This window comes from Acidithiobacillus sp. (genome assembly GCF_023255755.1).
GTDB lineage: Bacteria > Pseudomonadota > Gammaproteobacteria > Acidithiobacillales > Acidithiobacillaceae > Acidithiobacillus.
In genome coordinates, this window is the sequence record NZ_JAGDVS010000028.1 from 1 (window position 1) to 19,977 (window position 19,977).

Annotated in this window: 16 protein-coding genes, 1 tRNA gene, 1 pseudogene and 1 riboswitch; of the genes and pseudogenes, 9 read left to right on the forward strand and 9 right to left on the reverse strand. The window is 57.5% G+C overall.

Annotated features, from left to right (window positions below; genetic code table 11):
- The 3 genes and pseudogenes from Q0C48_RS02105 to Q0C48_RS02115 all read right to left on the reverse strand — a co-directional run.
- Positions 1-742 (reverse strand): annotated as a pseudogene (locus Q0C48_RS02105) (peptidase M23); the annotation flags it as partial.
- Positions 743-826: 84 nt separating this feature from the next.
- The gene (gene gpmI / locus Q0C48_RS02110) at positions 827-2,356 is read right to left on the reverse strand and encodes a 2,3-bisphosphoglycerate-independent phosphoglycerate mutase (RefSeq protein WP_291521079.1); all 1,530 of its coding nucleotides are present in this window, start codon (positions 2,354-2,356) and stop codon (positions 827-829) included.
- Positions 2,357-2,423: 67 nt separating this feature from the next.
- Positions 2,424-4,910 (reverse strand): glycogen/starch/alpha-glucan phosphorylase, encoded by a 2,487-nt coding sequence (locus tag Q0C48_RS02115; RefSeq protein WP_291521081.1) that lies wholly within the window; start codon positions 4,908-4,910, stop codon positions 2,424-2,426.
- 138 nt (positions 4,911-5,048) lie between these two features.
- Here Q0C48_RS02115 and Q0C48_RS02120 point away from each other — a divergent pair, with 138 nt between their 5' ends.
- Both Q0C48_RS02120 and Q0C48_RS02125 read left to right on the forward strand, forming a co-directional pair.
- Positions 5,049-5,501: a host attachment protein gene (locus tag Q0C48_RS02120; protein ID WP_291521084.1), complete on the forward strand. Its 453-nt coding sequence runs from the start codon at positions 5,049-5,051 to the stop codon at positions 5,499-5,501.
- 10 nt (positions 5,502-5,511) lie between these two features.
- Positions 5,512-5,898, forward strand: a complete 387-nt coding sequence (locus Q0C48_RS02125) for a rhodanese-like domain-containing protein (RefSeq protein WP_291521086.1) — start codon at positions 5,512-5,514, stop codon at positions 5,896-5,898.
- 12 nt (positions 5,899-5,910) lie between these two features.
- Here the strand turns inward: Q0C48_RS02125 and Q0C48_RS02130 are convergent, their stop codons facing one another.
- On the reverse strand, positions 5,911-6,852 hold the full coding sequence (locus Q0C48_RS02130) for a carbohydrate kinase family protein (RefSeq protein WP_291521088.1): 942 nt from the start codon (positions 6,850-6,852) through the stop codon (positions 5,911-5,913).
- A gap of 122 nt (positions 6,853-6,974) precedes the next feature.
- Here Q0C48_RS02130 and Q0C48_RS02135 point away from each other — a divergent pair, with 122 nt between their 5' ends.
- From Q0C48_RS02135 to Q0C48_RS02155, 5 genes are all read left to right on the forward strand, one after another.
- Entirely contained in the window at positions 6,975-7,580 is a 606-nt protein-coding gene (locus Q0C48_RS02135) for an outer membrane beta-barrel protein (RefSeq protein ID WP_291521089.1), read from the forward strand.
- Between the two features lie 140 nt (positions 7,581-7,720).
- Complete coding sequence (gene metK / locus Q0C48_RS02140; protein ID WP_291521091.1) at positions 7,721-8,890, forward strand: methionine adenosyltransferase; 1,170 nt, start codon at positions 7,721-7,723, stop codon at positions 8,888-8,890.
- Positions 8,891-8,925: 35 nt separating this feature from the next.
- Positions 8,926-9,059, forward strand: a riboswitch (S-adenosyl-L-homocysteine riboswitch).
- 19 nt (positions 9,060-9,078) lie between these two features.
- Entirely contained in the window at positions 9,079-10,485 is a 1,407-nt protein-coding gene (gene ahcY, locus Q0C48_RS02145; RefSeq protein ID WP_291521093.1) for an adenosylhomocysteinase, read from the forward strand.
- Entirely contained in the window at positions 10,485-11,303 is an 819-nt protein-coding gene (gene metF / locus Q0C48_RS02150; RefSeq protein WP_291521095.1) for a methylenetetrahydrofolate reductase [NAD(P)H], read from the forward strand. Before ahcY ends, metF begins: the two co-directional genes overlap by 1 nt.
- Positions 11,304-11,453: 150 nt before the next feature.
- A complete protein-coding gene (locus Q0C48_RS02155) occupies positions 11,454-12,326 on the forward strand; it encodes a phosphoribulokinase (RefSeq protein WP_291521097.1) in 873 nt (290 codons plus the stop codon).
- Positions 12,327-12,409: 83 nt separating this feature from the next.
- Here the strand turns inward: Q0C48_RS02155 and Q0C48_RS02160 are convergent.
- Together Q0C48_RS02160 and Q0C48_RS02165 are read right to left on the reverse strand one after the other, a co-directional pair.
- A tRNA-Arg gene (locus tag Q0C48_RS02160) sits at positions 12,410-12,485 on the reverse strand.
- A gap of 54 nt (positions 12,486-12,539) precedes the next feature.
- Complete coding sequence (locus Q0C48_RS02165) at positions 12,540-13,547, reverse strand: sodium:calcium antiporter (RefSeq protein WP_291521099.1); 1,008 nt, start codon at positions 13,545-13,547, stop codon at positions 12,540-12,542.
- 112 nt (positions 13,548-13,659) lie between these two features.
- On the opposite strand from Q0C48_RS02165, the gene Q0C48_RS02170 reads away from it, so the two are divergent.
- Positions 13,660-14,283 (forward strand): hypothetical protein, encoded by a 624-nt coding sequence (locus Q0C48_RS02170; protein ID WP_291521100.1) that lies wholly within the window; start codon positions 13,660-13,662, stop codon positions 14,281-14,283.
- 98 nt (positions 14,284-14,381) lie between these two features.
- Entirely contained in the window at positions 14,382-16,226 is a 1,845-nt protein-coding gene (locus Q0C48_RS02175; protein WP_291521103.1) for a DEAD/DEAH box helicase, read from the forward strand.
- A gap of 100 nt (positions 16,227-16,326) precedes the next feature.
- On the opposite strand, the gene Q0C48_RS02180 is transcribed toward Q0C48_RS02175, so the two are convergent.
- The 3 genes from Q0C48_RS02180 to ubiA all read right to left on the reverse strand — a co-directional run.
- Positions 16,327-16,530, reverse strand: a complete 204-nt coding sequence (locus tag Q0C48_RS02180; RefSeq protein WP_009564993.1) for a cold-shock protein — start codon at positions 16,528-16,530, stop codon at positions 16,327-16,329.
- Positions 16,531-16,632: 102 nt separating this feature from the next.
- Positions 16,633-18,795, reverse strand: a complete 2,163-nt coding sequence (locus Q0C48_RS02185; protein WP_291521105.1) for a primosomal protein N' — start codon at positions 18,793-18,795, stop codon at positions 16,633-16,635.
- A gap of 267 nt (positions 18,796-19,062) precedes the next feature.
- The coding region (ubiA, locus tag Q0C48_RS02190) for a 4-hydroxybenzoate octaprenyltransferase (protein WP_291521107.1) at positions 19,063-19,977 on the reverse strand (915 nt) is incomplete at its 5' end.

The window sequence follows — 19,977 nt, forward strand, 5'->3', positions numbered from 1 at the left end:
CCGCCGCTTCGGTTTTGGCCTTGCGTTGCGCCTTGGCGGCAGCCGCCGCGGCCGCTTTGGCGCGGGCGACCTCTTCCTGATGGCGGAACTGTACGACCAGATGGCCCACCAACCCATCGAGAATATTGGCGTTCGCCTGCAGTTCGGAAATCTTCGCCTTGTCGGCGGCAATGCGGTTTGCCAACTGGTTTTCCAGTGCGGCGTGATGTTGGCGCTGTTGCTGGAGGGTTTGCTCTTGAGCACCGACTTGCCGTGCCAACTGGGCGAGGTGCGTTTCGTGGGTTTGCACCTCGTGCTTGGTGTTCAGTATTTGTTGCGCTGTGTCTTGCGTCTTGACAATAAGTGTACTGCGCGCCTTAGCCAGGGACCCATAAAAGACGCTCATACGCCCCAGTTCTCCCGGACGTTCCGTTTGCAGCCAGACCGCCAGCGGCGTGACACCACCCAGCGTGTAGGCGGCACGTAGCTGCTGGGCGAGAATGCCTTTTTGCTGAGCCAGTTCGGCCTGGAGTGCACTGATTTTTGCCCGCAGGTCAGCAATCTGCGCTTGTGCCTGGTGCTGCTGCTGCTGAATACCGGCCAGTCTTTTTTGTGTAGAAGCAACAAGTTGATTAATAACGATTATTTCTTCGCGCAGTTGTGCCTGGGTTTTCTGCCCCGCCGCGAGGTGCGCCTGCATTTGCCCCAAGTTCTCGTGGATATGCTCCAGCTTTTGCCGACTGTTTTGTATTTTCTCTTGCAACGTCGCCGCTCCCCCTCCGACCGGGAGGAGAATGGTCAAAGCAAGCAGTGCGCCAATGCGGGGATGGGGCAAAAGCGACATAGCTTAGAAGGTCTGTACCAGGTTTTTCCCGCTCATCTCAGGAGGTATCGGTAAGCCCATGAGCTGAAGCAGGGTGGGGGCCAGATCTTCCAGAGCACCGCCGGAAAGAACCTTGGCAGGACGCCCGATATAAAGCAGGGGCACAGGATTACAAGTATGGGAGGTGTGTGCCTGGCCGCTGTCGACGTCCAGCATTTGTTCAACATTGCCATGATCGGCAGTGATCAGCACTTCGCCGCCTACGGCGCGCACGGCGCTGACAATGCGACCCAGGCTGCGGTCTACCGCTTCTACTGCAGCGATGGCGGCAGTCAGTTTGCCACTGTGGCCGACCATGTCAGGATTGGCGATATTGCAGATGATGGCATCGTACTGGCGACTTTCAATACGGGTGACCAGCGTATCGGTCAGTTCATTCACGCTCATTTCCGGCTGCAGATCGTAGGTGGTGACCTTGGGGGAGGGAACCAACACCCGATCCTCACCCGGGAAGACCTTTTCGTCACCGCCATTTAAAAAGAAGGTGACATGGGCGTATTTTTCCGTTTCTGCGATGCGCAGTTGATGCAAGCCGAATTGCGATACCCATTCACCAAAGGTGTTTTTCAGGCGGGTGGGAGGGTAAGCGACATGCACGTCAAAGCGCTCACTGTATTCTGTGAGGGTAACGAAGTCTGCGAGATGGGGTATCGCCTGCCGCGTAAAGCCATCGAAGTCTGCTTCAATAAAGGGGCGGGTGATCTGCCGGGCGCGATCAGAGCGAAAGTTCATGAATAACACGGCATCGTGATCACTGATACACGCCGGGCTGGCACCAATCCGGGAGGCGGCGACAAATTCGTCGCTTTCGCCACGCGCATAGGCGGCAGCGAGCGCCTCGACACCCGTAGCATAGTGCTCACCCTTGCCGAGGGTGAGCAGATCATAGGTCTGCTGTACCCGGTCCCAGCGGTGGTCACGATCCATGGCATAGAAACGGCCAATCACTGAAGCCAGAGTACCGCCGTGAGTGTTTATCTCCGCGTCCAGCCTCTCCAGAGACGCTTCCGCGCAGCGTGGCAGGGTGTCGCGGCCATCCAGAAAGGCATGCACGTAAACCCGTTCGGCGCCCCGATCTCGTGCCAGGCGCAGCGCCGCGAGAACGTGTTCTTCGTGGGAATGCACCCCGCCCGCCGAAAGCAGGCCAAGAATATGTACAGCACCACCCTGTGCCTTGGCGGCATCCACCGCCGCACAGAGGGTGCCGTTAGAATAAAAGCTGCCATCGACGATGGCACGATTAATACGTTCGTACTCCTGATACACCACGCGACCGGCACCGATATTGATGTGCCCGACTTCGCTGTTACCCATCTGCCCGCCCGGAAGTCCTACAGAGGCCCCAGACGCACTGATGAGGCCATGGGGATAACTCTGCCACCAGCCATCCCAGTTCGGCGTGCGTGCCTGGGCAATGGCATTATCCTCGAGTTCCTCGCGATAACCCCAGCCGTCGAGGATCAGGAGTAACACCGGACGTGGTTTATGAGTCATCAGTTTCCTCTATGTGGCGAACGCACCCCGTTAGTGAAAGGCATTAGAACAGATCGGGCGAATCCTGTCATGGGGCCATGACCAGCGGTTTCAGATGCCAGATATCCGTGTTGTACTGGGCGATGGTCCGGTCACTGGAAAAAACGCCGCTGGCCGCCGTATTGAGGATGCTGAGACGCTGCCACTCGGTCTGATCACGCCAGAGTTCCGCCGCTTCCCGTTGCTTCAGCTTGTAGCTGGTGAAGTCGGCGAGCACCATCCACGGGTCATGGGGATGGGTGACGGCATGGACGACGGGGTCGAAAATACCTGGTTCAAAGGCGTTGAAATAGCCGCTCTGCAGCAGGTCCATGACCCGCGCCAAATCACGGTCCGCCTGAATATATATCTCTGGATTGTAGTGCCCGCGCAGTTGTCTGACCTCTTGGGCATTGAGCCCGAAGAGGAAAAAGTGCTCCGCACCGACCGCTTCGCGAATTTCAATATTGGCACCATCCAGAGTGCCGATGGTCAGGGCACCATTCATCATGAACTTCATGTTGCCGGTACCGGAGGCCTCTTTACCCGCCGTGGATATCTGCTCGGAGAGGTCAGTCGCCGCGCAGATATGCTCCATGAGGGAGACCCGGTAGTCCGGTAGGAAGCTCACGCGCAGCAAGCCCTCCGTATCGGGGTCGTGATTGATGACGTTGGCAATGTTATTGATGAATTTGATGGTGCGCTTGGCCATAAAGTAGCCGGGCGCCGCCTTGCCGGCAAACAGGACATTGCGGGGGGTCACCTCGGCAGCTTCGCCACGCTTGATGCGGTCGTAGAGGTGAATGACATGCAGGGCGTTGAGCAGTTGCCGCTTGTATTCGTGGATGCGCTTCACCTGCACGTCCACTAAGGCATCGGAAATGAAGGTGACGCCGGTATGCTGATGCACGAGTGCCGCCAGCCGTTCCTTGTTAACGCGACGTACCTCTGTCCAGCGCTTGCGGAACTCCGCATCGTCTGCTGCCGGTGTCAGGTTCCGTAAGCATTCCAGGTCGTGCTTCCAGTCGGGGCCGATGCGCTCGGTGAGGAGGTCACGCAGCCCTGGGTTGGCCCATTGCAGCCAGCGTCGCGGTGTCACCCCATTGGTTTTGTTGTTAAACTTCGTCGGCCAGAGACGGTGAAAATCGGCGAAAAGCTCATCGCAGAGGAGTTGGGTGTGCAATGCCGCGACCCCATTGACCGAAAAGCTGCCCACCACGGCGAGGTGCGCCATACGCACCATCTGCTCGCCGTCTTCTTCGATAATAGATAGCCGCCGCAGCAAGCCGGTGTCGCCCGGTGCGCGCCGTGCCACATCTTGCAGGAAACGCCCATTGATTTCGAAGATGATTTCCAGCAGGCGTGGCAGGAGCTGTCGGAATAAACGCACCGACCACCGCTCTAGTGCTTCGGGCAATAACGTGTGGTTGGTATAGGCCATGGTGTGACTGGTGATGTCCCATGCGTCTTGCCAGTTCAGGCCATGCTCATCCATCAGCAGGCGCATCAGTTCCGGCACGGCGCAACTGGGATGGGTATCATTGAGCTGGAAGCAGTGATGTTTGGCAAAATCGCGGAAATTTTCGCCATGGACAGCGACCCAGTCCGCGACCACATCCTGAAGACTGGCGGAGGCCAGAAAGTACTGCTGGCGCAGGCGCAACTCTTTGCCGTTTTCGCTGCTATCGTTGGGATAGAGCACCATGCTGATATGCTCTGCGTTGTTTTTTGCCGCGACCGCCTCGGGGTAAGCGCCAGCGTTGAATTCGCCGAGATCAAAAATGTCGGTGGATGCCGCACGCCAGAGGCGCAGGGTATTGACCACTTCATTGCGATAGCCGGGAATGGGGATGTCGTAAGGTACGGCAAGCACATCGTGGGTGTCGACCCAACGCCAATGCATTTCCCCTTGAGCATCATAATAGGTGTCGCTACGCCCAAAAAAATGGACCCGGCGCACGCGCTCTGGCCGTTTCAGTTCCCAGGGATAGCCGTTCTTCAACCAGTGATCAGGTTCCTCTACCTGTTCGCCACCACGAATTTCCTGACGGAACATGCCGTAATCGTAGCGGATACCATAACCCGTGACCGGCAAGCACAGAGAGGCGCAGCTATCCAGAAAGCATGCCGCAAGACGGCCCAGGCCACCGTTACCCAGGCCGGCGTCAGGCTCAACCTCGATGATGTCCGTCAGCTCACGATGCTCCTGGGTAAGTATCTCGCGTGCGGCATCTTCCAAACCCAGATTCAGCAGGGTATTGCCCATAGCCCGCCCGAGCAGGAACTCCAGGGATAGATAAAAGGTGCGCTTGCCATTCTCGGCGGCGGCTTTTTTCTGGGTGCCCTTCCAGCGCTCGACCAAGCGGTCACGCAGACTCATGGCCAGAGCGGTATAAACGCTGCTCCCCGAGTTTGCCGTTTCTTCGGCGCCCAGAGTGCGCAGCAGATAATGACGAGTGTCCATGCACAGACTGGAGGCATCCATACCCAAAGGAGGTAGAGAACACGCGGTTTTGCTAAGGCGTGGGGCAGGCATGGTGAAACTCCTCAAAAGGCGGGTGACAGATAATCCATCATAGAGTGATGTTATGGCCCAAGGAAAGGGGGGTTATTGCTTGTTTTTTGTCACTGCCGCATCCATCTATAGAAGGGACCAATCGATAAAGGAGAATGCATGATGGCTACCGTAACTTGGGTGTTGGTGAGTAATGCCGCGGAGGCGCGCCTCTTTAAAAATGAAGGTTGCGATACAGGGCTGCATCTCTTGCAGGATTGGACCCACCCCGACAGCCGCAAACATCAGGACGATCTGGTGACAGATGCGGGAGGGCGCGTTCAGCAGAGTTTCGCCGCCGGGGCACGACCTGGCATCGAATGGCAAACCAGTCCTAAAGAGACGGAAATGCTGCACTTCGCCAGTGAACTGGCGACCTATTTAGGTGAGGCGCGAAAGCAGAATGCTTTCCAACACCTAGTGCTTGTCGCTTCTCCGCATATTCTGGGTTTGCTGCGCGAAAAACTGGACGCACCTACCAGCGCAATGGTTTCAGGCACTTTGAGCAAGGATTATACTTATATCGGTGTTGAGGAGCTCAGTAAGCATCTCGCCCAGGTCATGTGTCCATGAGGGGGAAGTAGTGGCCAAATCGCTGGCAGATTTTATACGGAATGCGCGCAGTCAAATTCGCGAAATAGACTGCGATACGCTGGAGGGCTGGCTGCGCAGCCGCGATGATGTGCTGGTGGTGGATGTCCGGGAGTCCTGCGCCTTCGTGGAGGGGCATTTGCCCGATGCTATCCATGTGCCCCGCGGCTATCTGGAGGCTTTGGCCGATCCGGAGTATGGCCATTGTCGTCCGGAGTTGGCCTTGGCGCGTGGTCGGGTCGTTGTCCTTTACTGTGACAGTGGAACGCGCTCCGCGCTGGCAGCGGTGACTTTGCAGGAGATGGGCTTTACCGAAGTTTATAACCTTGGCGGCGGCATCAATGTCTGGGATGCCGAGGATAAGCCCATCGTTTCCTAAGTGGCTCGAAATCTAGCCAATGTTCTCGCCAAAGTTTTCATGATAGCGCGCCTGAAATTCCGGCCAGGTAAAGCGGTGGTTCTGGGTGCCCGGACTTTCAATCTTGTAGGCGCCCATCAGCGAGGCGACCTTGCCGATCGTTTCCCAGCCGAGGTCGCGCTCCAGTCCATATAGCAGCCCTGCGCGATAGGCATCACCGCACCCGGTAGGATCCAAAACGGCTTTGGGCTTGGCGGCCGGAATGATCGTCTCCTCGCCATCATGATAAATCACCGAGCCATGCTCGCCGCGGGTGACAATCAGGGCTTTCAGACGCTGACAGAGCTCGTCGACACTGAGACCCGTGCGTGCCTGTACCATCTGGCACTCATAATCATTGACGGTGAGGTAGTCGGCGCGATCAATCAGATGCGTCAGGGTTTCCGCATCAAAGAGGGGCAAGCCCTGGCCCGGATCAAACAGCGTGGGGATGCCAGCATTCGTAAGGTCTTCCAAGTGCTGCACCATGGCGCCGAGGCCATCGGGTGAAACAATGGCCCAATGCACGTCCTCGGGAATGCGGCCGGCCAGATGATTTTCCTGGGCCTGAAACATGGCGCCGGGGTGAAAGGCGGTGATCTGATTGTCGTCCAGATCAGTGGTAATGAAGGCCTGCGCGGTGTAATGGTCTGGGAGAATCCGCAGTAGGCTGGTGTCTAACTCTTGTGCCCCTAGGTGATCGAGGTAGGGTGTGAAGTCCTGGCCAGCGGTGCCGACAATCAGTGGGTTGCCACCTAACAATTTTAGATTGTACGCGATGTTGCCAGCACAGCCGCCAAAGTCGCGCCGCATTTCTGGGACGGTAAAGGACACGTTCAGCATGTGTACCTGATCGGGCAGAATGTGCGCCTTGAAGCGGTCTTGAAAGACCATGATAGTATCAAAGGCCAGAGAACCGCAGACGAGAGTGGACATGAAAACTCCTTGTTGGTTTTTTGTCAAAATGGGTTAATTGGTGTGGTATATTCATCTAAATCAGGCTACGATTGTAACAGGTTTCAGTTCACAGTGCTGCTATATACGAGGTGCATTAGGTCATGAAGTGGGGGTTGCGCGCTTTACTGGTATTCTCCGGGCTTGTCCTTGCTATTCCGGCTTGGGCGGCGGGCCAGTCTGCGCATGATGAGACCTACATCAATCTCTTTGGCGGGAGCACCTTTTTTGATGCATCCAGCGGACTGGCCGGCGGAGGTAATGCTGGTGTGGTTGGCTTGCGCCTGGGGCATCGTGTGGATGCCCATGTGGGGGTTGAAGCGCAAGTGGCGGCAGCCTTTGCTCAGTTGCAGAGCCCCGCGCACGCTAGCGCCGCCAATCAATACAGTGGCGCGGTCCTCGGTAATCTTTACGCTTTTGACAGCCCGGACACTCCCTACCTCTCTCTAGGTTTGGGGGCATCCAGCAACCTATTTAATAACCAGCTCGGGCGGGGCACCTCGTTGATGGGTGTCTTCGGGGTAGGATATCAGTATCTATTGAATGATCAGATTGGTTTGCGTCTAGGTGTGCAGGATCAGTTGCTCTTTAGTGCCCCTACGCCCAGCAGTGCTAACCTCAATGACGTACAGGTGACAGGTGGTATTTCCTATTTTTGGGGCGGTAGCAAAAAATCCTCTTTTCCGGTGGTCGGTCCGGCGCATCCTTAAGCCGTATACCCACCACGCTTGAGCAATTTTTGCCTTTGCGGTGAGCGCGTTTCACTTCGCTTGTGCTGCTTTCCTTTGATATAGTGCGCGCTGTCCCTGTCGACTGTGACAGTCGGCCTAGCCAGCGAGGAGCTTAGCGCATGTCCAAAAGTCATCTTTTCACCTCTGAATCTGTTTCCGAAGGTCACCCCGATAAAGTTGCGGATCAGATTTCCGATGCCATTCTTGATGCGATTCTGGCTCAGGACCCCCGCGGTCGCGTGGCGGCCGAGACGCTGATTACTACCGGTCTGATCGTGCTCGCGGGTGAAATTACCACCACAGCGGTGGTGGATTATGCGGATGTGGCGCGCCAGACCGTGCGCCGGATCGGTTATAACTCCTCGGATATGGGTTTCGACTGGGCCTCCTGCGCGGTGGTGCAGACCCTGGACAAGCAATCCCCTGATATCGCTCAGGGCGTGGACGAAGGTGCCGGCCTTGACCTCGATCAGGGCGCTGGTGACCAGGGCCTGATGTTCGGCTTTGCCTGTGACGAGACGGATGTGCTGATGCCGACGCCCATCTATTTTGCCCACCGTCTGACCGAGCGGCAGGCGATGGTGCGCAAAGATGGTCGTCTGCCCTGGCTGCGTCCCGATGCCAAGAGTCAGGTGACGGTACGCTATGAGGATGGTCGCCCAGTCGCCATTGATACCGTGGTGCTTTCCACCCAGCATAGCCCGGATATCAGCCATGCAGATCTTGTCGAAGCCGTGCGCGAGGAAATCATCAAGCCCGTCCTGCCCCCTGAGATGATCCATAAGGATACTAAATACCTCATCAACCCCACCGGCCGTTTTGTGATCGGCGGGCCCGTGGGTGACTGTGGTTTGACCGGGCGCAAAATCATTGTGGACACCTACGGCGGTCAGGGTAGCCATGGCGGCGGTGCGTTCTCCGGCAAGGATCCTTCCAAGGTAGATCGTTCCTCTTCCTACGCCGGACGCTATGTGGCCAAAAACATCGTGGCCGCTGGTCTGGCCAGGCGTTGCGAAGTACAGGTGGCCTATGCCATCGGCGTTTCGCAGCCGGTGAGTCTGATGGTGGATACTTTCGGTACCGGAGTGATCGACGACGATCGGATCGCCGCTCTGGTGCGTGAGCACTTTGACCTGCGCCCCAAAGGTATCATCCAGATGCTCGACCTGTTGCGGCCCATCTATGCTAAAACGGCTGCCTATGGTCACTTTGGTCGCGAAGAGCCTGAGTTTACCTGGGAGCGTACTGACAAGGCCGCCGCCTTGCGCGACGCTGCCGGACTGCGGTAAAAATGCCTTGGCGGGGGTTCCCCCCGCTGGAAGATCGGGTCGAGGGGCGCTGCAGTCGTCATGCCTCGCTTTGCCGTCCCGGCTGGATGCTTTCCCGGCCGGTAAGGCGGCGGGGGCGACGATCAGGCTCGACCTATGCTTCCCATCTGTAAAACTGCGCTCGCTTTCATGCTCAAGGAATGACTTACATGAATGCTGTGCTCAAAAGTTCTGCTGATTACAAAGTCGCCGATATTTCCCTTGCTGACTGGGGACGTAAAGAAACCCGCATTGCCGAAACAGAAATGCCGGCTTTGATGACCATTCGCCGCAAATATCAGGCGCAGCAACCCCTCAAAGGCGCGCGTATTGCCGGCTGCATCCACATGACCATCCAGACCGCAGTACTCATCGAAACGCTGGTAGCGCTTGGTGCAGAAGTGCGTTGGTCCTCCTGTAACATTTTCTCCACCCAGGATCAGGCGGCGGCGGCCATCGCGGCGGCGGGTATTCCGGTTTTTGCCTGGAAAGGTGAGACGGAAGACGAGTATTGGTGGTGTGTCGAGCAGACCATCACCGGCCCGGATGGCTGGCGCCCGAACATGCTGCTGGATGATGGTGGCGACCTTACCGGCCTGCTGCACCAGAAATATCCGGAGCTGCTGGCCGGTATCCATGGTGTCTCCGAGGAAACCACTACCGGTGTGCATCGCCTCTGGGAAATGGCCCGGGAAGGCAGCCTGAAAATTCCTGCCATCAACGTCAACGACTCCGTGACCAAGAGCAAGAACGACAACAAGTATGGTTGCCGTCACTCGCTCAGTGATGCGATCAAGCGGGCCACCGACCATCTGCTTTCCGGCAAGCGCGCGCTGGTGCTGGGCTATGGCGATGTGGGCAAGGGGTCAGCGGCCTCCCTGCGTCAGGAAGGGATGATTGTGCGCGTTACTGAGGTGGATCCCATTTGCGCCATGCAGGCCTGCATGGATGGTTATGAAGTCGTGTCACCCTATAAAAACGGCATCAACGACGGTACAGATGCCAGTATTGATCGTGATCTTCTGGGCCAGATGGACTTGCTGGTGACTGCGACGGGCAACTTCAACGTCTGTGACGCCGGTATGCTCAAGGCCATCAAGAAGGGTGCCGTGGTTTGTAACATCGGTCATTTTGATAACGAAATTGATACCGTTTTCATGCGCAAAACCTGGGCCTGGGACGAAGTGAAGGCGCAGGTCCACAAGGTCTACCGCGATACGGTTGCCGGCCAGGCCTTTGATCCCGATAGTGACGACTACCTGATCCTGCTCTCCGAAGGGCGTTTGGTGAACCTGGGCAATGCGACGGGTCACCCCAGCCGAATCATGGATGGTTCTTTCGCCAACCAGGTGCTGGCGCAGATTCATCTGTACGGCGAGCGTTTTGCCGATTTGCCTGCTGCGGAGAAGGCCGGTCACATCGCCGTTACCGTCCTGCCGAAGGCTCTGGATGAAGAAGTGGCCCGTTATATGGTGGAGGGCTTCGCGGGGGTATTGACCCGTCTGACTGACGCGCAGTCCAAGTACCTTGGCGTGTCCATTGATGGCCCCTTCAAAGCGGATGCGTACCGCTACTGATGGCACATTCCGTCGAGTTCTTTCCCCCCAAAAATGCCGCGGGTGAGGAACGTCTGCGGGAGGCGATAACCGCGCTTCTCCCCTTGGGTCCCGAGTATGCTTCGGTGACCTTCGGGGCGGGCGGGTCCACCCGCGAGCGGACCTTTGCTACCGTGACCATGATCCGTCAGGATTATGATCTGGAGGCGGTGCCGCATCTCTCGTGCATCGGGTCTACGGAAGCCGGGATTCGGGAGATTCTCGAAGATTACCAGAAGCAGGGTGTACGGCGTATCGTGGCCTTGCGTGGTGATTTGCCGGAAGGTATGGAGAACCCCGGCCATTTTCAGCATGCCGCAGATTTGGTTGCATTTATCCGTCATTTTGGTGGTTTTGACGTGTATGTGGCAGGTTATCCGGAGATTCATCCCAGAGCGACTTCGGCTCGTGATGATGTGGCACATCTCGTGGCCAAGGTGCGGGCCGGAGCGAGTGCGATTATCACCCAGTATTTTTTCAATCCCGATGCTTACCTGCAGTTGCGCGATGAGTTGCAACGGCAGGGGGTTGAAGTGCCGGTGGTGGTCGGTGTCATGCCCATCACTAACTTTGAGCAAATATCCCGTTTTTCTGCCATGTGCGGAGCAGATATTCCGCAGTATGTGCGACGACGGATGGAAGCCTACGCAGATGATCCACAATCCCAGTATCAACTTGGAATCGACTTGTTGAGCCGGCAGTGTCAGTTGTTGCTGCGGGAAGGTGCGCCGAGCCTGCATTTTTATACCCTGAATCAGGCTGAGGCGACGACAGCGATCTGGCGCAATCTCGGTCTTTAGTCATCATTGATGCCATCGTCGGGCCAGCACGCTGGCCCTGTGGTGGCTTTTATATTGACCAGCGGACGCCCTTTGCTAAACTGGCCAAAAGCATGCCTGTTCGCAGAGCAGACCCCTGCAGGTTTTATTCACCAAAGAGGTTATATTTCTATGTCTAAAAAACATCCCGTCGTTGCCGTGACTGGTTCCTCAGGGGCGGGTACCACCACCGTCAAGCACGCCTTCCACGATATTTTCCGGCGCTTGAAAATTGACCCGGTCGTCATTGAAGGTGACAGTTTCCATCGTTACAACCGTAACGAGATGCGCGAAGCCATTGCCAAGGCTGCGGCCGAGGGTAAAACTATCAGCCATTTCGGCCCGGAGGGCAACGATTTTGAAGCATTGGAGCGTCTGTTCCGCGAGTATGGTGAGAGCGGTCATGGACAGATGCGTTACTACGTCCATGACGAGCCCGAGGCAGAGTTGCGTGGCAGCGCACCGGGTACTTTTACCCCCTGGCAGGATATCCCCTCTGGTAGTGATCTGCTGTTTTATGAAGGGCTGCATGGTGGTGTGAAGACAGACGATGTGGATGTGACCAATTACGTTGACTTGTTAGTTGGTGTGGTGCCAGTGGTCAATCTGGAATGGATTCAGAAGATTCACCGTGACAATGCCCAGCGCGGCTACTCTGCCGAGGCGATCGTGGATACCATCCTGCGTCGTATGCCGGATTACATCCACCACATTACCCCGCAGTTCTCACGTGCCCACATCAATTTTCAGCGGGTGCCGCTGGTGGATACGTCCAATCCCTTCATTGCCCGCGATATTCCGACACCGGACGAGAGCATGGTGGTCATCCGTTTCCGGGACCATAAGGAAGAGAATTTCCCCGCTCTCCTGCAGATGTTGCCGGGTAGTTTTATGTCTCGCTCCAATACCCTGGTAATCCCAGGGACCAAGATGGGCTTTGCGATGGAAATCATTCTCGGCCCGCGTATTGAACGGATGCTGGAGGATATGCATCACACTATCTGAGGGTGCGCAGGCTAAGCCTGTGACAGATGATCCCGTGGTGGCGGCAGCCGCCGCGGGATTGCTGTTTTTGGCAGGGGAATATTTGGTGCCCCGAGCGCGAATCGAACGCGCGACCTACCGCTTAGGAGGCGGTTGCTCTATCCACTGAGCTACCGGGGCTACGGCTCACATTCTAGCAAAAGGTACCACCGCGCGGCGAGACCTTTCGGGCGGTCAGGTAAGGGCGAAGAAGTAAGCCCCGTAACATACCCCATTGAAAAGAAAATGATAGGGCCGCAGGGTGACGCCGCGGCGCACCAGAAGATAAGTGTATCCCCCGGCCAGCAGCGTGAGTCCTGCGCCCAGCAGAACGGGGGGTGAGGGCGACCAGGGGGTTAACAGTACCCCAATAGCGGGCAGCAGACTCCCTTGAAAGACCAGCGCCCCGGTGATGTTACCAAAAGCCAGCGTGTCCTTGCCGCGGCGAATCCAGAGGATGCTGTTGATCTTTTCCGGCAACTCCGTGGCGATGGGCACCACCAGCAAAGACAGGATCAGTGCAGAAATACTGAGCCAGTGCGAGAGTCCCTCAATCCCATCGACGAAGAGGTTGGCACCGAAGACAATCATGCCTAGCCCTATGGCAAGCTGGATCAAGATGACCGGCATCTTCGTGGGCAGGCCGGTCTTGCTCAAGTACAAGGCATGCCCTGCTTCGGTGCCGTGCCCCTCGGCGACCAGCGCCGCAGAGGCACGCAGGGTCACCATCACATACAGAAAATACAGTGTGACCAGTATCAGGCCGATGCCAATACGCGCCAGAGTAATGTGATGGGGCACAAAGAGGGCAAGGGCGGACAGACCAAAGGCGGACAGAAACCAGCCGAGATCGCGACGCAAGCCCGTAGGTTCCGGATTTAACGCTCCGCGCCAGCCGCGTTGTGGCGATACAAACAGCGCCATCATGAACAACGTCAGCGTGGACAGCATCATGGGGGCGCCCAGAATGGCACCTACCCCCACTTCTTCCCCCAGGTGTGCCGGTTGCCCGCTGGTCGCAGCGAAAACTGCAACCACCGGCACCATAGCCTCGGGAAGCGCCGTGCCCACCGCCGCGAAAATGGAACCGGTAACGCCCTCGGAAATACCCAGACGGTCGCCCAGGTGCTCCAGCGCGTTGGTAAAAGCCTCGGCACCGGCGAGGATGATGATGAGCGCGGCGACCAGCAGGAGGATGTTCATGGGGGCATTATGCCACAGACTCTGCACCCCGCAATGCACTGCGGGATGAGTTCTGCTGCGGATTATGGTTATACTTGCGGGATACATTCAGTCGGGTAGCAGGAGAAGGACGATGCAGAAGCTCTGCGGCTTTTTTGACCGGGACATTTACCATGTGGAGGGCGGGCAAGGCAGCCCCGCCGTCTATTTCATGGCGGATAAAGATGCGGGCGGTATTCTCATTAACGCACCGCGCTTCCGCCCCGGGCTGCAAGCCGAACTGAGCGCCGTCGCCCCCTTGCAGGTGCTTTTCCTGCCCAGTCGCTTTGGGGCGCAGGATGTCGCGCAATGGCAGTCGGCGGGCTGCAAGCTGGTGGCCCAGCCGGCAGAAGGTAAGGTTCTGGGTGTTCCTATTGATGTGCCACTGGATAGTAAGCTGCGTCTGACCCGCACCATCGATTTTCTGCCCATGTCTGGACGTACGGCCGGGAGTTGCGCTATGCGCCTGCGTAACAAGCCGGGTGCCATCTTTTTTGGGCCGATCCTGGAAAGCAAAACGGCGGAGCAGTGGCCGACTCTGGTGCCACATGCTGACGATGTCTCCTGGGAGATGCGTCTCTTCGGTAGCCTGGGCTTGCAGGATGTCCGCTATGCCTATGCCTTCACCGATACTTTTACGCCGGACCAGACCCCCATCGGGCCGGATGCCGATGCGGCCATCCAAACGCAGTTGCAGACGGTGCTGGACACTGACTGAGTTCAGTCTTTTGTCGACGTAGCCAAAAATCGCTGCAAGTTATCTATAATTGGCGTATAGTGCGGACGCTGAATTCCCTTCGTTGTCCAGGTGTGCTCATGTCTCAAGAATCCGATCTCCGCTTTATTGATTTCGCCCTCGCTGAACCGATCCAGAAAGCGGTGACAGAGATCGGCTACGAACAACCGTCGCCCATTCAGGCGCAGAGCATCCCGCCGTTGCTGGCCGGGCGCGACGTTATCGGTCTGGCGCAGACCGGTACCGGCAAAACTGCGGCATTTGCTTTGCCGCTGTTAAGCCGCGTCGATCTTAGCCTGCGCGTGCCGCAGTTATTGGTGCTGGCACCGACCCGGGAACTCGCCATACAAGTAGCTGAGGCCATGCAAAGTTACGCTAAGTTCCTCCCCGGATTCCACGTACTGCCCATCTATGGCGGACAGTCCATGACCTTGCAGCTCAAGCAGCTGCAGCGAGGCGTACAAGTGGTGGTAGGTACGCCCGGGCGCATTCAGGATCACCTGCGCCGCAAAACCCTGCGTCTGGACCAGTTGCAGGCCGTGGTGCTGGATGAAGCAGACGAAATGCTGCGCATGGGCTTCATTGATGCGGTGGAGGATATACTCAAACACACGCCCGATGGCCGGCAGGTGGCACTCTTTTCCGCGACGATGCCAGACGCCATCCGTCGCATCGCCAAAACCTATTTGCGCGATCCCTTGGAAATCCGTGTTAAATCGGCGACGACTACGGTGGCCGCCATTCGCCAGCGCTATTGGCAAGTCAGCGGTACCCACAAGCTGGATGCCCTTACCCGTATTTTGGAAGTAGAGGAGAGTAACGCCTGGCTGGTTTTTGTGCGCACCAAAACAGCGACGGTAGAACTGGCGGAGCGCCTGGAAGCGCGCGGCTATGCCTGTGGCGCCCTCAATGGCGATCTCAGTCAGGCGCTGCGCGAACAGACCATTGAGCGCCTGAAAGCGGGGACGCTGGACATTGTTGTTGCGACCGACGTGGCAGCCCGCGGCTTGGATGTCGAACGGATCACCCATGTAATCAATTATGACATTCCTAATGACACCGAGGCGTACGTCCACCGCATTGGCCGCACCGGGCGTGCTGGGCGTACAGGGGACGCTATTCTCTTCGTCGCGCCGCGCGAACGCCACTTGCTGCACGCCATAGAGCGGGCGACGGGCCAGACGATTACGGCCATGCATCTGCCCAGCATAGAAGATGTTGCGGATCGGCGGATGAGCCAGTTCAAGGACCAGTTGTCGGAAGTGTTGAATAGTCAGGATCTTGCGGTTTTTGAATCCCTTATTGCGGATTACCAGCAGGAAAAGGACGTAGGTTTAGGGGAGATCGCGGCGGCACTGGCTTACATGGTGCAAAAAGAGCGTCCCCTGGTCCCCGTCGAGGCCGCAGTAACCAAGCCGATGCGCAGCGACTCCGCCAGTTCGGGCCGTCCGCCCTCATCACGTCGTCGCTCTGAAGACGATCGGGGCGCACGGCCGCCGCGTGGTAGTGCCGCATCGGGAGGGGAGGATGTGCCTATGCGCCGCTTCCGTCTGGATGTGGGTGAAAGCCATGGTGCACAAGTCAAAAATATTGTCGGCGCGATCGCTAATGAGGCCGGGATACCCAGCCGCAATATTCGCAAGGTACAGATTAACGCGGAGCATACCACTGTCGAGCTTCCCGCAGATATACAGCCGTCGGTTTTGCAGCATCTGCAAAAGGTGTGGGTCTCTGGAAGGCCTTTGCAGATCGCTCCGACCGATGCTGGTGCGCCTGTGGGACGTGCATCTGCCAAGCCACGTCCGGCCGCCCGTGAGGAGCCGCAGGTACCGCGCAAGATACTCTCTGCCAAGCCGGCAAAAAGTGAGTATAAATCGAAGGAGCGTAGCGCTGGTGCAGCAAAGCGGAAGAAACCCGCGCGCTAGCCGGGCAAAAGAAAACCGGAATCGCGAAAGCCAGACCGGTAAAGTTATTTTTCCCCGCAGGGGGGGACGGATGGCTGAGAGAGCCACCCGTTGGGCTTAATTAAGCCCGGCGGACCTTCTCGGCCTGCAAACCCTTCGGGCCACGAGTCACTTCAAAATTGACGCGCTCGCCTTCGGCCAGGGTCTTGAACCCCGTACCTTCAATAGCGGAATGATGCACGAATACATCTTCCTTGCCATCTTCCGGCGTAATGAACCCAAACCCCTTGCTGTCATTGAACCACTTCACTGTACCAACCGCCATTTTACACCCCAAATTAATCAAAGATGGCCCAACTGACCGTCGCCAAGGATAACATATCTACAGTCCGATGCAAGTTTATATGCCTGACCAGATCTTTAGCATTCAGGTAATCAGTAAGGGGTCCACATCAAGCATCCAGCGCACATTTCTGGCGGACTGAAGCTCGGCAAAGCGTGGCAGCCAGAGCTTAAGCGCTTTCTGCATTTGCGCCCGGCTTGGTGCTTGTATCCAAAGCTCTGCACGCTCGAAACCAGCACGACGCTCCATGAGCGACGGCGTCGGACCGCTGATTTCCACCGGGGCGGGCGGTGCGCATTGGCAGGCGGCCCTCAGGAATTCGTCTACCCGGCACCGTTGGTGCGCCTCGGCACGCAGCAGGGTGAGGGCTCCAAAGGGCGGTAGGCCCGCGGCCCGGCGTTCATCCAGGAGCGCCTGGGCCGGAGGGCGGTAGTCGCCCTGAGCGAGGCTTTGCAGTAAAGGATGTTCGGGCAGATGGGTCTGCAGTAGTACCTGGCCGGGTCGCTCTGCGCGACCCGCGCGGCCTGCGACTTGCAGAACGGTCTGCAACAGTCGTTCAGGGGCGCGAAAATCAGCGCTGAACAGACCCTGATCCGTGTTGATAATGCCGACCAGGGTGACGGCCGGGAAGTGATGTCCCTTAGCCAGCATTTGGGTACCCACGAGGATGGCAGCACGATTCCGGCGAATATTGGCGACCACCGTAGCGAGGGCATCGCGACCATGCAGTGCGTCGCGGTCGATGCGCCAAATGGGGGTCTGAGGAAAGCGCTGGCGAAGTACCTCCTCCAGTTGCTCCGTACCTTGTCCGGCGGTAATCAGCGCCGCACTGCGGCAGGCGGGGCAGACTTGTGGCCAGCGCGATTCGTGACTGCAATGATGACAGCGGAGGCGTTCTTGCTGGCGATGCCAGGTCATGGGCGCACTGCAACGAGGGCACTGCACCACATGGCCACAATCGTGGCAGAGTACTGCCGGGGCGTAGCCCCGACGATTCAGGAACAGTAATACCTGATTGCCTGCCTCCAAGGTTTCCCTACACGCCGTTAGCAGGGTAGAGGAAATGCCACCCTGCAGATTCTCGCGACGCAGTGGGACGATGGTCATCTTCGGTAAATCGGCTGAAGTAGCGCGTTGACGCAGCTCTAAGAGTCGATAACGGCCCTTTTGCGTGTTATAGAGGCTTTCCAGAGAGGGTGTAGCAGAGCCGAGGACAATGGGAACGTTTTCCAGGCGCGCGCGTTGAATCGCGAGATCCCGTGCCGAATAATGCCAGCCGTTCTGTTGCTTAAAAGAGGGATCATGTTCTTCATCGACAATAATCATGGCAAGACGGGGTAGGGGCACGAAAAGTGCCGAGCGGGTGCCAACGATGACCTGAATCTGTCCCGCCGCTGCCGCTGCCCAGATGCGTAAACGCTCGCCGTCACCTTGTGCAGAGTGCAGGGCGGCTACGCGATGCTCGCCAAAACGCGTTTGGCAGCGTTCTACGAGTTGGGGGGTGAGGCCGATCTCCGGGACCAGAATGAGGGCCTGGGCCCCAGATTCCAGATGCGGTCGGATTGCTTCCAGATACACTTCTGTTTTACCGCTGCCAGTCACCCCCTCCAGTAACCACACGTTGAAGCCTCCGGCCATGCGTAATTGCGACACGGCGCTTTCTTGTTCTGCATTCAGGCGATGTGGAGAGGGTGCCGCCTGTTCTGGTGAGATGGTTTCCATCACCGTTTCTATCCAGCCACGCCGGATGGCCTGTCGTAAAATGTGGCGTAATTCTTTGGGAATTTCTGCTTCAGGCACAACACTTGTGGTGACGAGCAATTCCCGGAGCGCTTGTTGCAATTTTCCAGGCTGGCGCGGTGCCGTCTGGGCTTCGGTAGCACTGAGGCGGTAGCCCCAGGGAGCCGGTTTTGGTAGCGGCCGTCCTTGGCGCAGCAGGGTCGGCAAGGCGGTGGCCCAGGCATCGCCGAGCGGGTGATGGTAGTATTCCGCCCCGAACTCTATCAATTGCTGCAAGGCAACGGGTAAAATGGGATGCGCATCCAGGACCTGCTCAATGGTCTTCAGAGTTACATCGGGCGGGCAACTGGCGTAACCGAGGACGATGCCTATCCGGCTGCCCTTGCCGAAAGGTACCCGCACCCGCATACCCGGCTGTAGATGGCCCTCCGGCGGCGGGGCGTAAGAAAAGATGCGGCGGAGCGGTATCATGACGGCGACCTGAATGCAGTTGGCTTCAGTGTTCATGAAGTTGCCCACAACTTCTGTGGATAAGTCTGTGTATGAACATCCTGAAAAGTCCTAGACCCCCTGTCCTTCAACGCGTTAGAGTGGTCGCCTAAAAAAGGTGCAAAATAAAAATTTATAAAAAACAATATGTTAATAGTTGACACCAAAGACGTGGTGGAATCGCCCAAAATTGTCTCAGTGTATGAGTAAACTGTGTATAAGTTTGTCAATGGTTGCTTTCAAAGCATTCTGGGCGCGCATGAACGGCCCAAAAATGGTCAAACTTCATAGGGCTCCCGGTATAATAGATGTCCCGCTTGGCGCCAGGCCAGCGACAATTCCCCAGAAGAGCAGCAGACCAATCCAATTATTATGCAGAAAAGCGCGGAAAGCCTGATCCCGGTCGCCGCTGAGCAGCATCTGCTCGTAGGCCGCGAGAACGGCAGCACCTGCCAGGGCGATCCAATAAGGCCAATGCATGGCCTGCGCGACACCCATTCCGATGAAAATGACTAGCATAACCGCCTGCAGTCCGGCAATAGCATGACGATCATAACGTCCAAAAAGAATCGCCGTCGATTTGATTCCGGCTTTGAGGTCATCAGGACGGTCAGCCATGGCGTAGGCCGTATCGTAGGCAATGACCCAGCAGGCATTGGCCAGCATCAGCCACCAGGCGAGTGCCGGAACTCGCCCGATGGTCGCGGCAAAAGCCATGGGTATGCCAAAGGAAAAGGCGATACCCAGATAGGCTTGCGGGAGATGGGTAAAACGCTTGAATAACGGGTATGTAACAGTAATGAGCACGGCGCCCCCTGCTAACCATATGGTCAGCCAGTTGAGAAAGGGCAAGAGGACTGCGGCCAGCAGGCACAGAATAACGAACAGGCGCAGTGCTGCCCGCGAGGTGATCAGGCCTGTCGCCAGGGGACGCTGACAGGTGCGGGCGACCTGCCGGTCGAAATCGCGGTCAAAATAATCGTTGATCACACAACCCGCCGAGCGCATCAGCCAGGTGCCCGCAGTGAAAATCAGGAAGATACCGAGTGACGGAGTGCCCCTAGCAGCTAGCCAGAGTCCCCAGTAGGTGGGCCAGAGCAGGAGCAGGGTGCCAATAGGACGATCCATGCGCATCAGGGTCGCATAGGCGCGTAGGCGTTGGCGGAACGGCGCGGGAGTCGCTAGCATCAGCGTCGTCCT

Excerpts from the sequence above, each read along its gene's own strand:
- Q0C48_RS02175 (WP_291521103.1), top strand. The coding sequence starts at position 14,382 with ATGTCTCAAGAATCCGATCTCCGCTTTATTGATTTCGCCCTCGCTGAA.
- ahcY (WP_291521093.1), top strand. The coding sequence starts at position 9,079 with ATGAATGCTGTGCTCAAAAGTTCTGCTGATTACAAAGTCGCCGATATT.
- metF (WP_291521095.1), top strand. The coding sequence starts at position 10,485 with ATGGCACATTCCGTCGAGTTCTTTCCCCCCAAAAATGCCGCGGGTGAG.
- Q0C48_RS02180 (WP_009564993.1), bottom strand. The coding sequence starts at position 16,530 with ATGGCGGTTGGTACAGTGAAGTGGTTCAATGACAGCAAGGGGTTTGGG.
- Q0C48_RS02130 (WP_291521088.1), bottom strand. The coding sequence starts at position 6,852 with ATGTCCACTCTCGTCTGCGGTTCTCTGGCCTTTGATACTATCATGGTC.
- Q0C48_RS02120 (WP_291521084.1), top strand. The coding sequence starts at position 5,049 with ATGATGGCTACCGTAACTTGGGTGTTGGTGAGTAATGCCGCGGAGGCG.
- Q0C48_RS02115 (WP_291521081.1), bottom strand. The coding sequence starts at position 4,910 with ATGCCTGCCCCACGCCTTAGCAAAACCGCGTGTTCTCTACCTCCTTTG.
- Q0C48_RS02165 (WP_291521099.1), bottom strand. The coding sequence starts at position 13,547 with ATGAACATCCTCCTGCTGGTCGCCGCGCTCATCATCATCCTCGCCGGT.
- Q0C48_RS02185 (WP_291521105.1), bottom strand. The coding sequence starts at position 18,795 with ATGAACACTGAAGCCAACTGCATTCAGGTCGCCGTCATGATACCGCTC.
- gpmI (WP_291521079.1), bottom strand. The coding sequence starts at position 2,356 with ATGACTCATAAACCACGTCCGGTGTTACTCCTGATCCTCGACGGCTGG.
- Q0C48_RS02155 (WP_291521097.1), top strand. The coding sequence starts at position 11,454 with ATGTCTAAAAAACATCCCGTCGTTGCCGTGACTGGTTCCTCAGGGGCG.
- metK (WP_291521091.1), top strand. The coding sequence starts at position 7,721 with ATGTCCAAAAGTCATCTTTTCACCTCTGAATCTGTTTCCGAAGGTCAC.
- Q0C48_RS02135 (WP_291521089.1), top strand. The coding sequence starts at position 6,975 with ATGAAGTGGGGGTTGCGCGCTTTACTGGTATTCTCCGGGCTTGTCCTT.
- Q0C48_RS02170 (WP_291521100.1), top strand. The coding sequence starts at position 13,660 with ATGCAGAAGCTCTGCGGCTTTTTTGACCGGGACATTTACCATGTGGAG.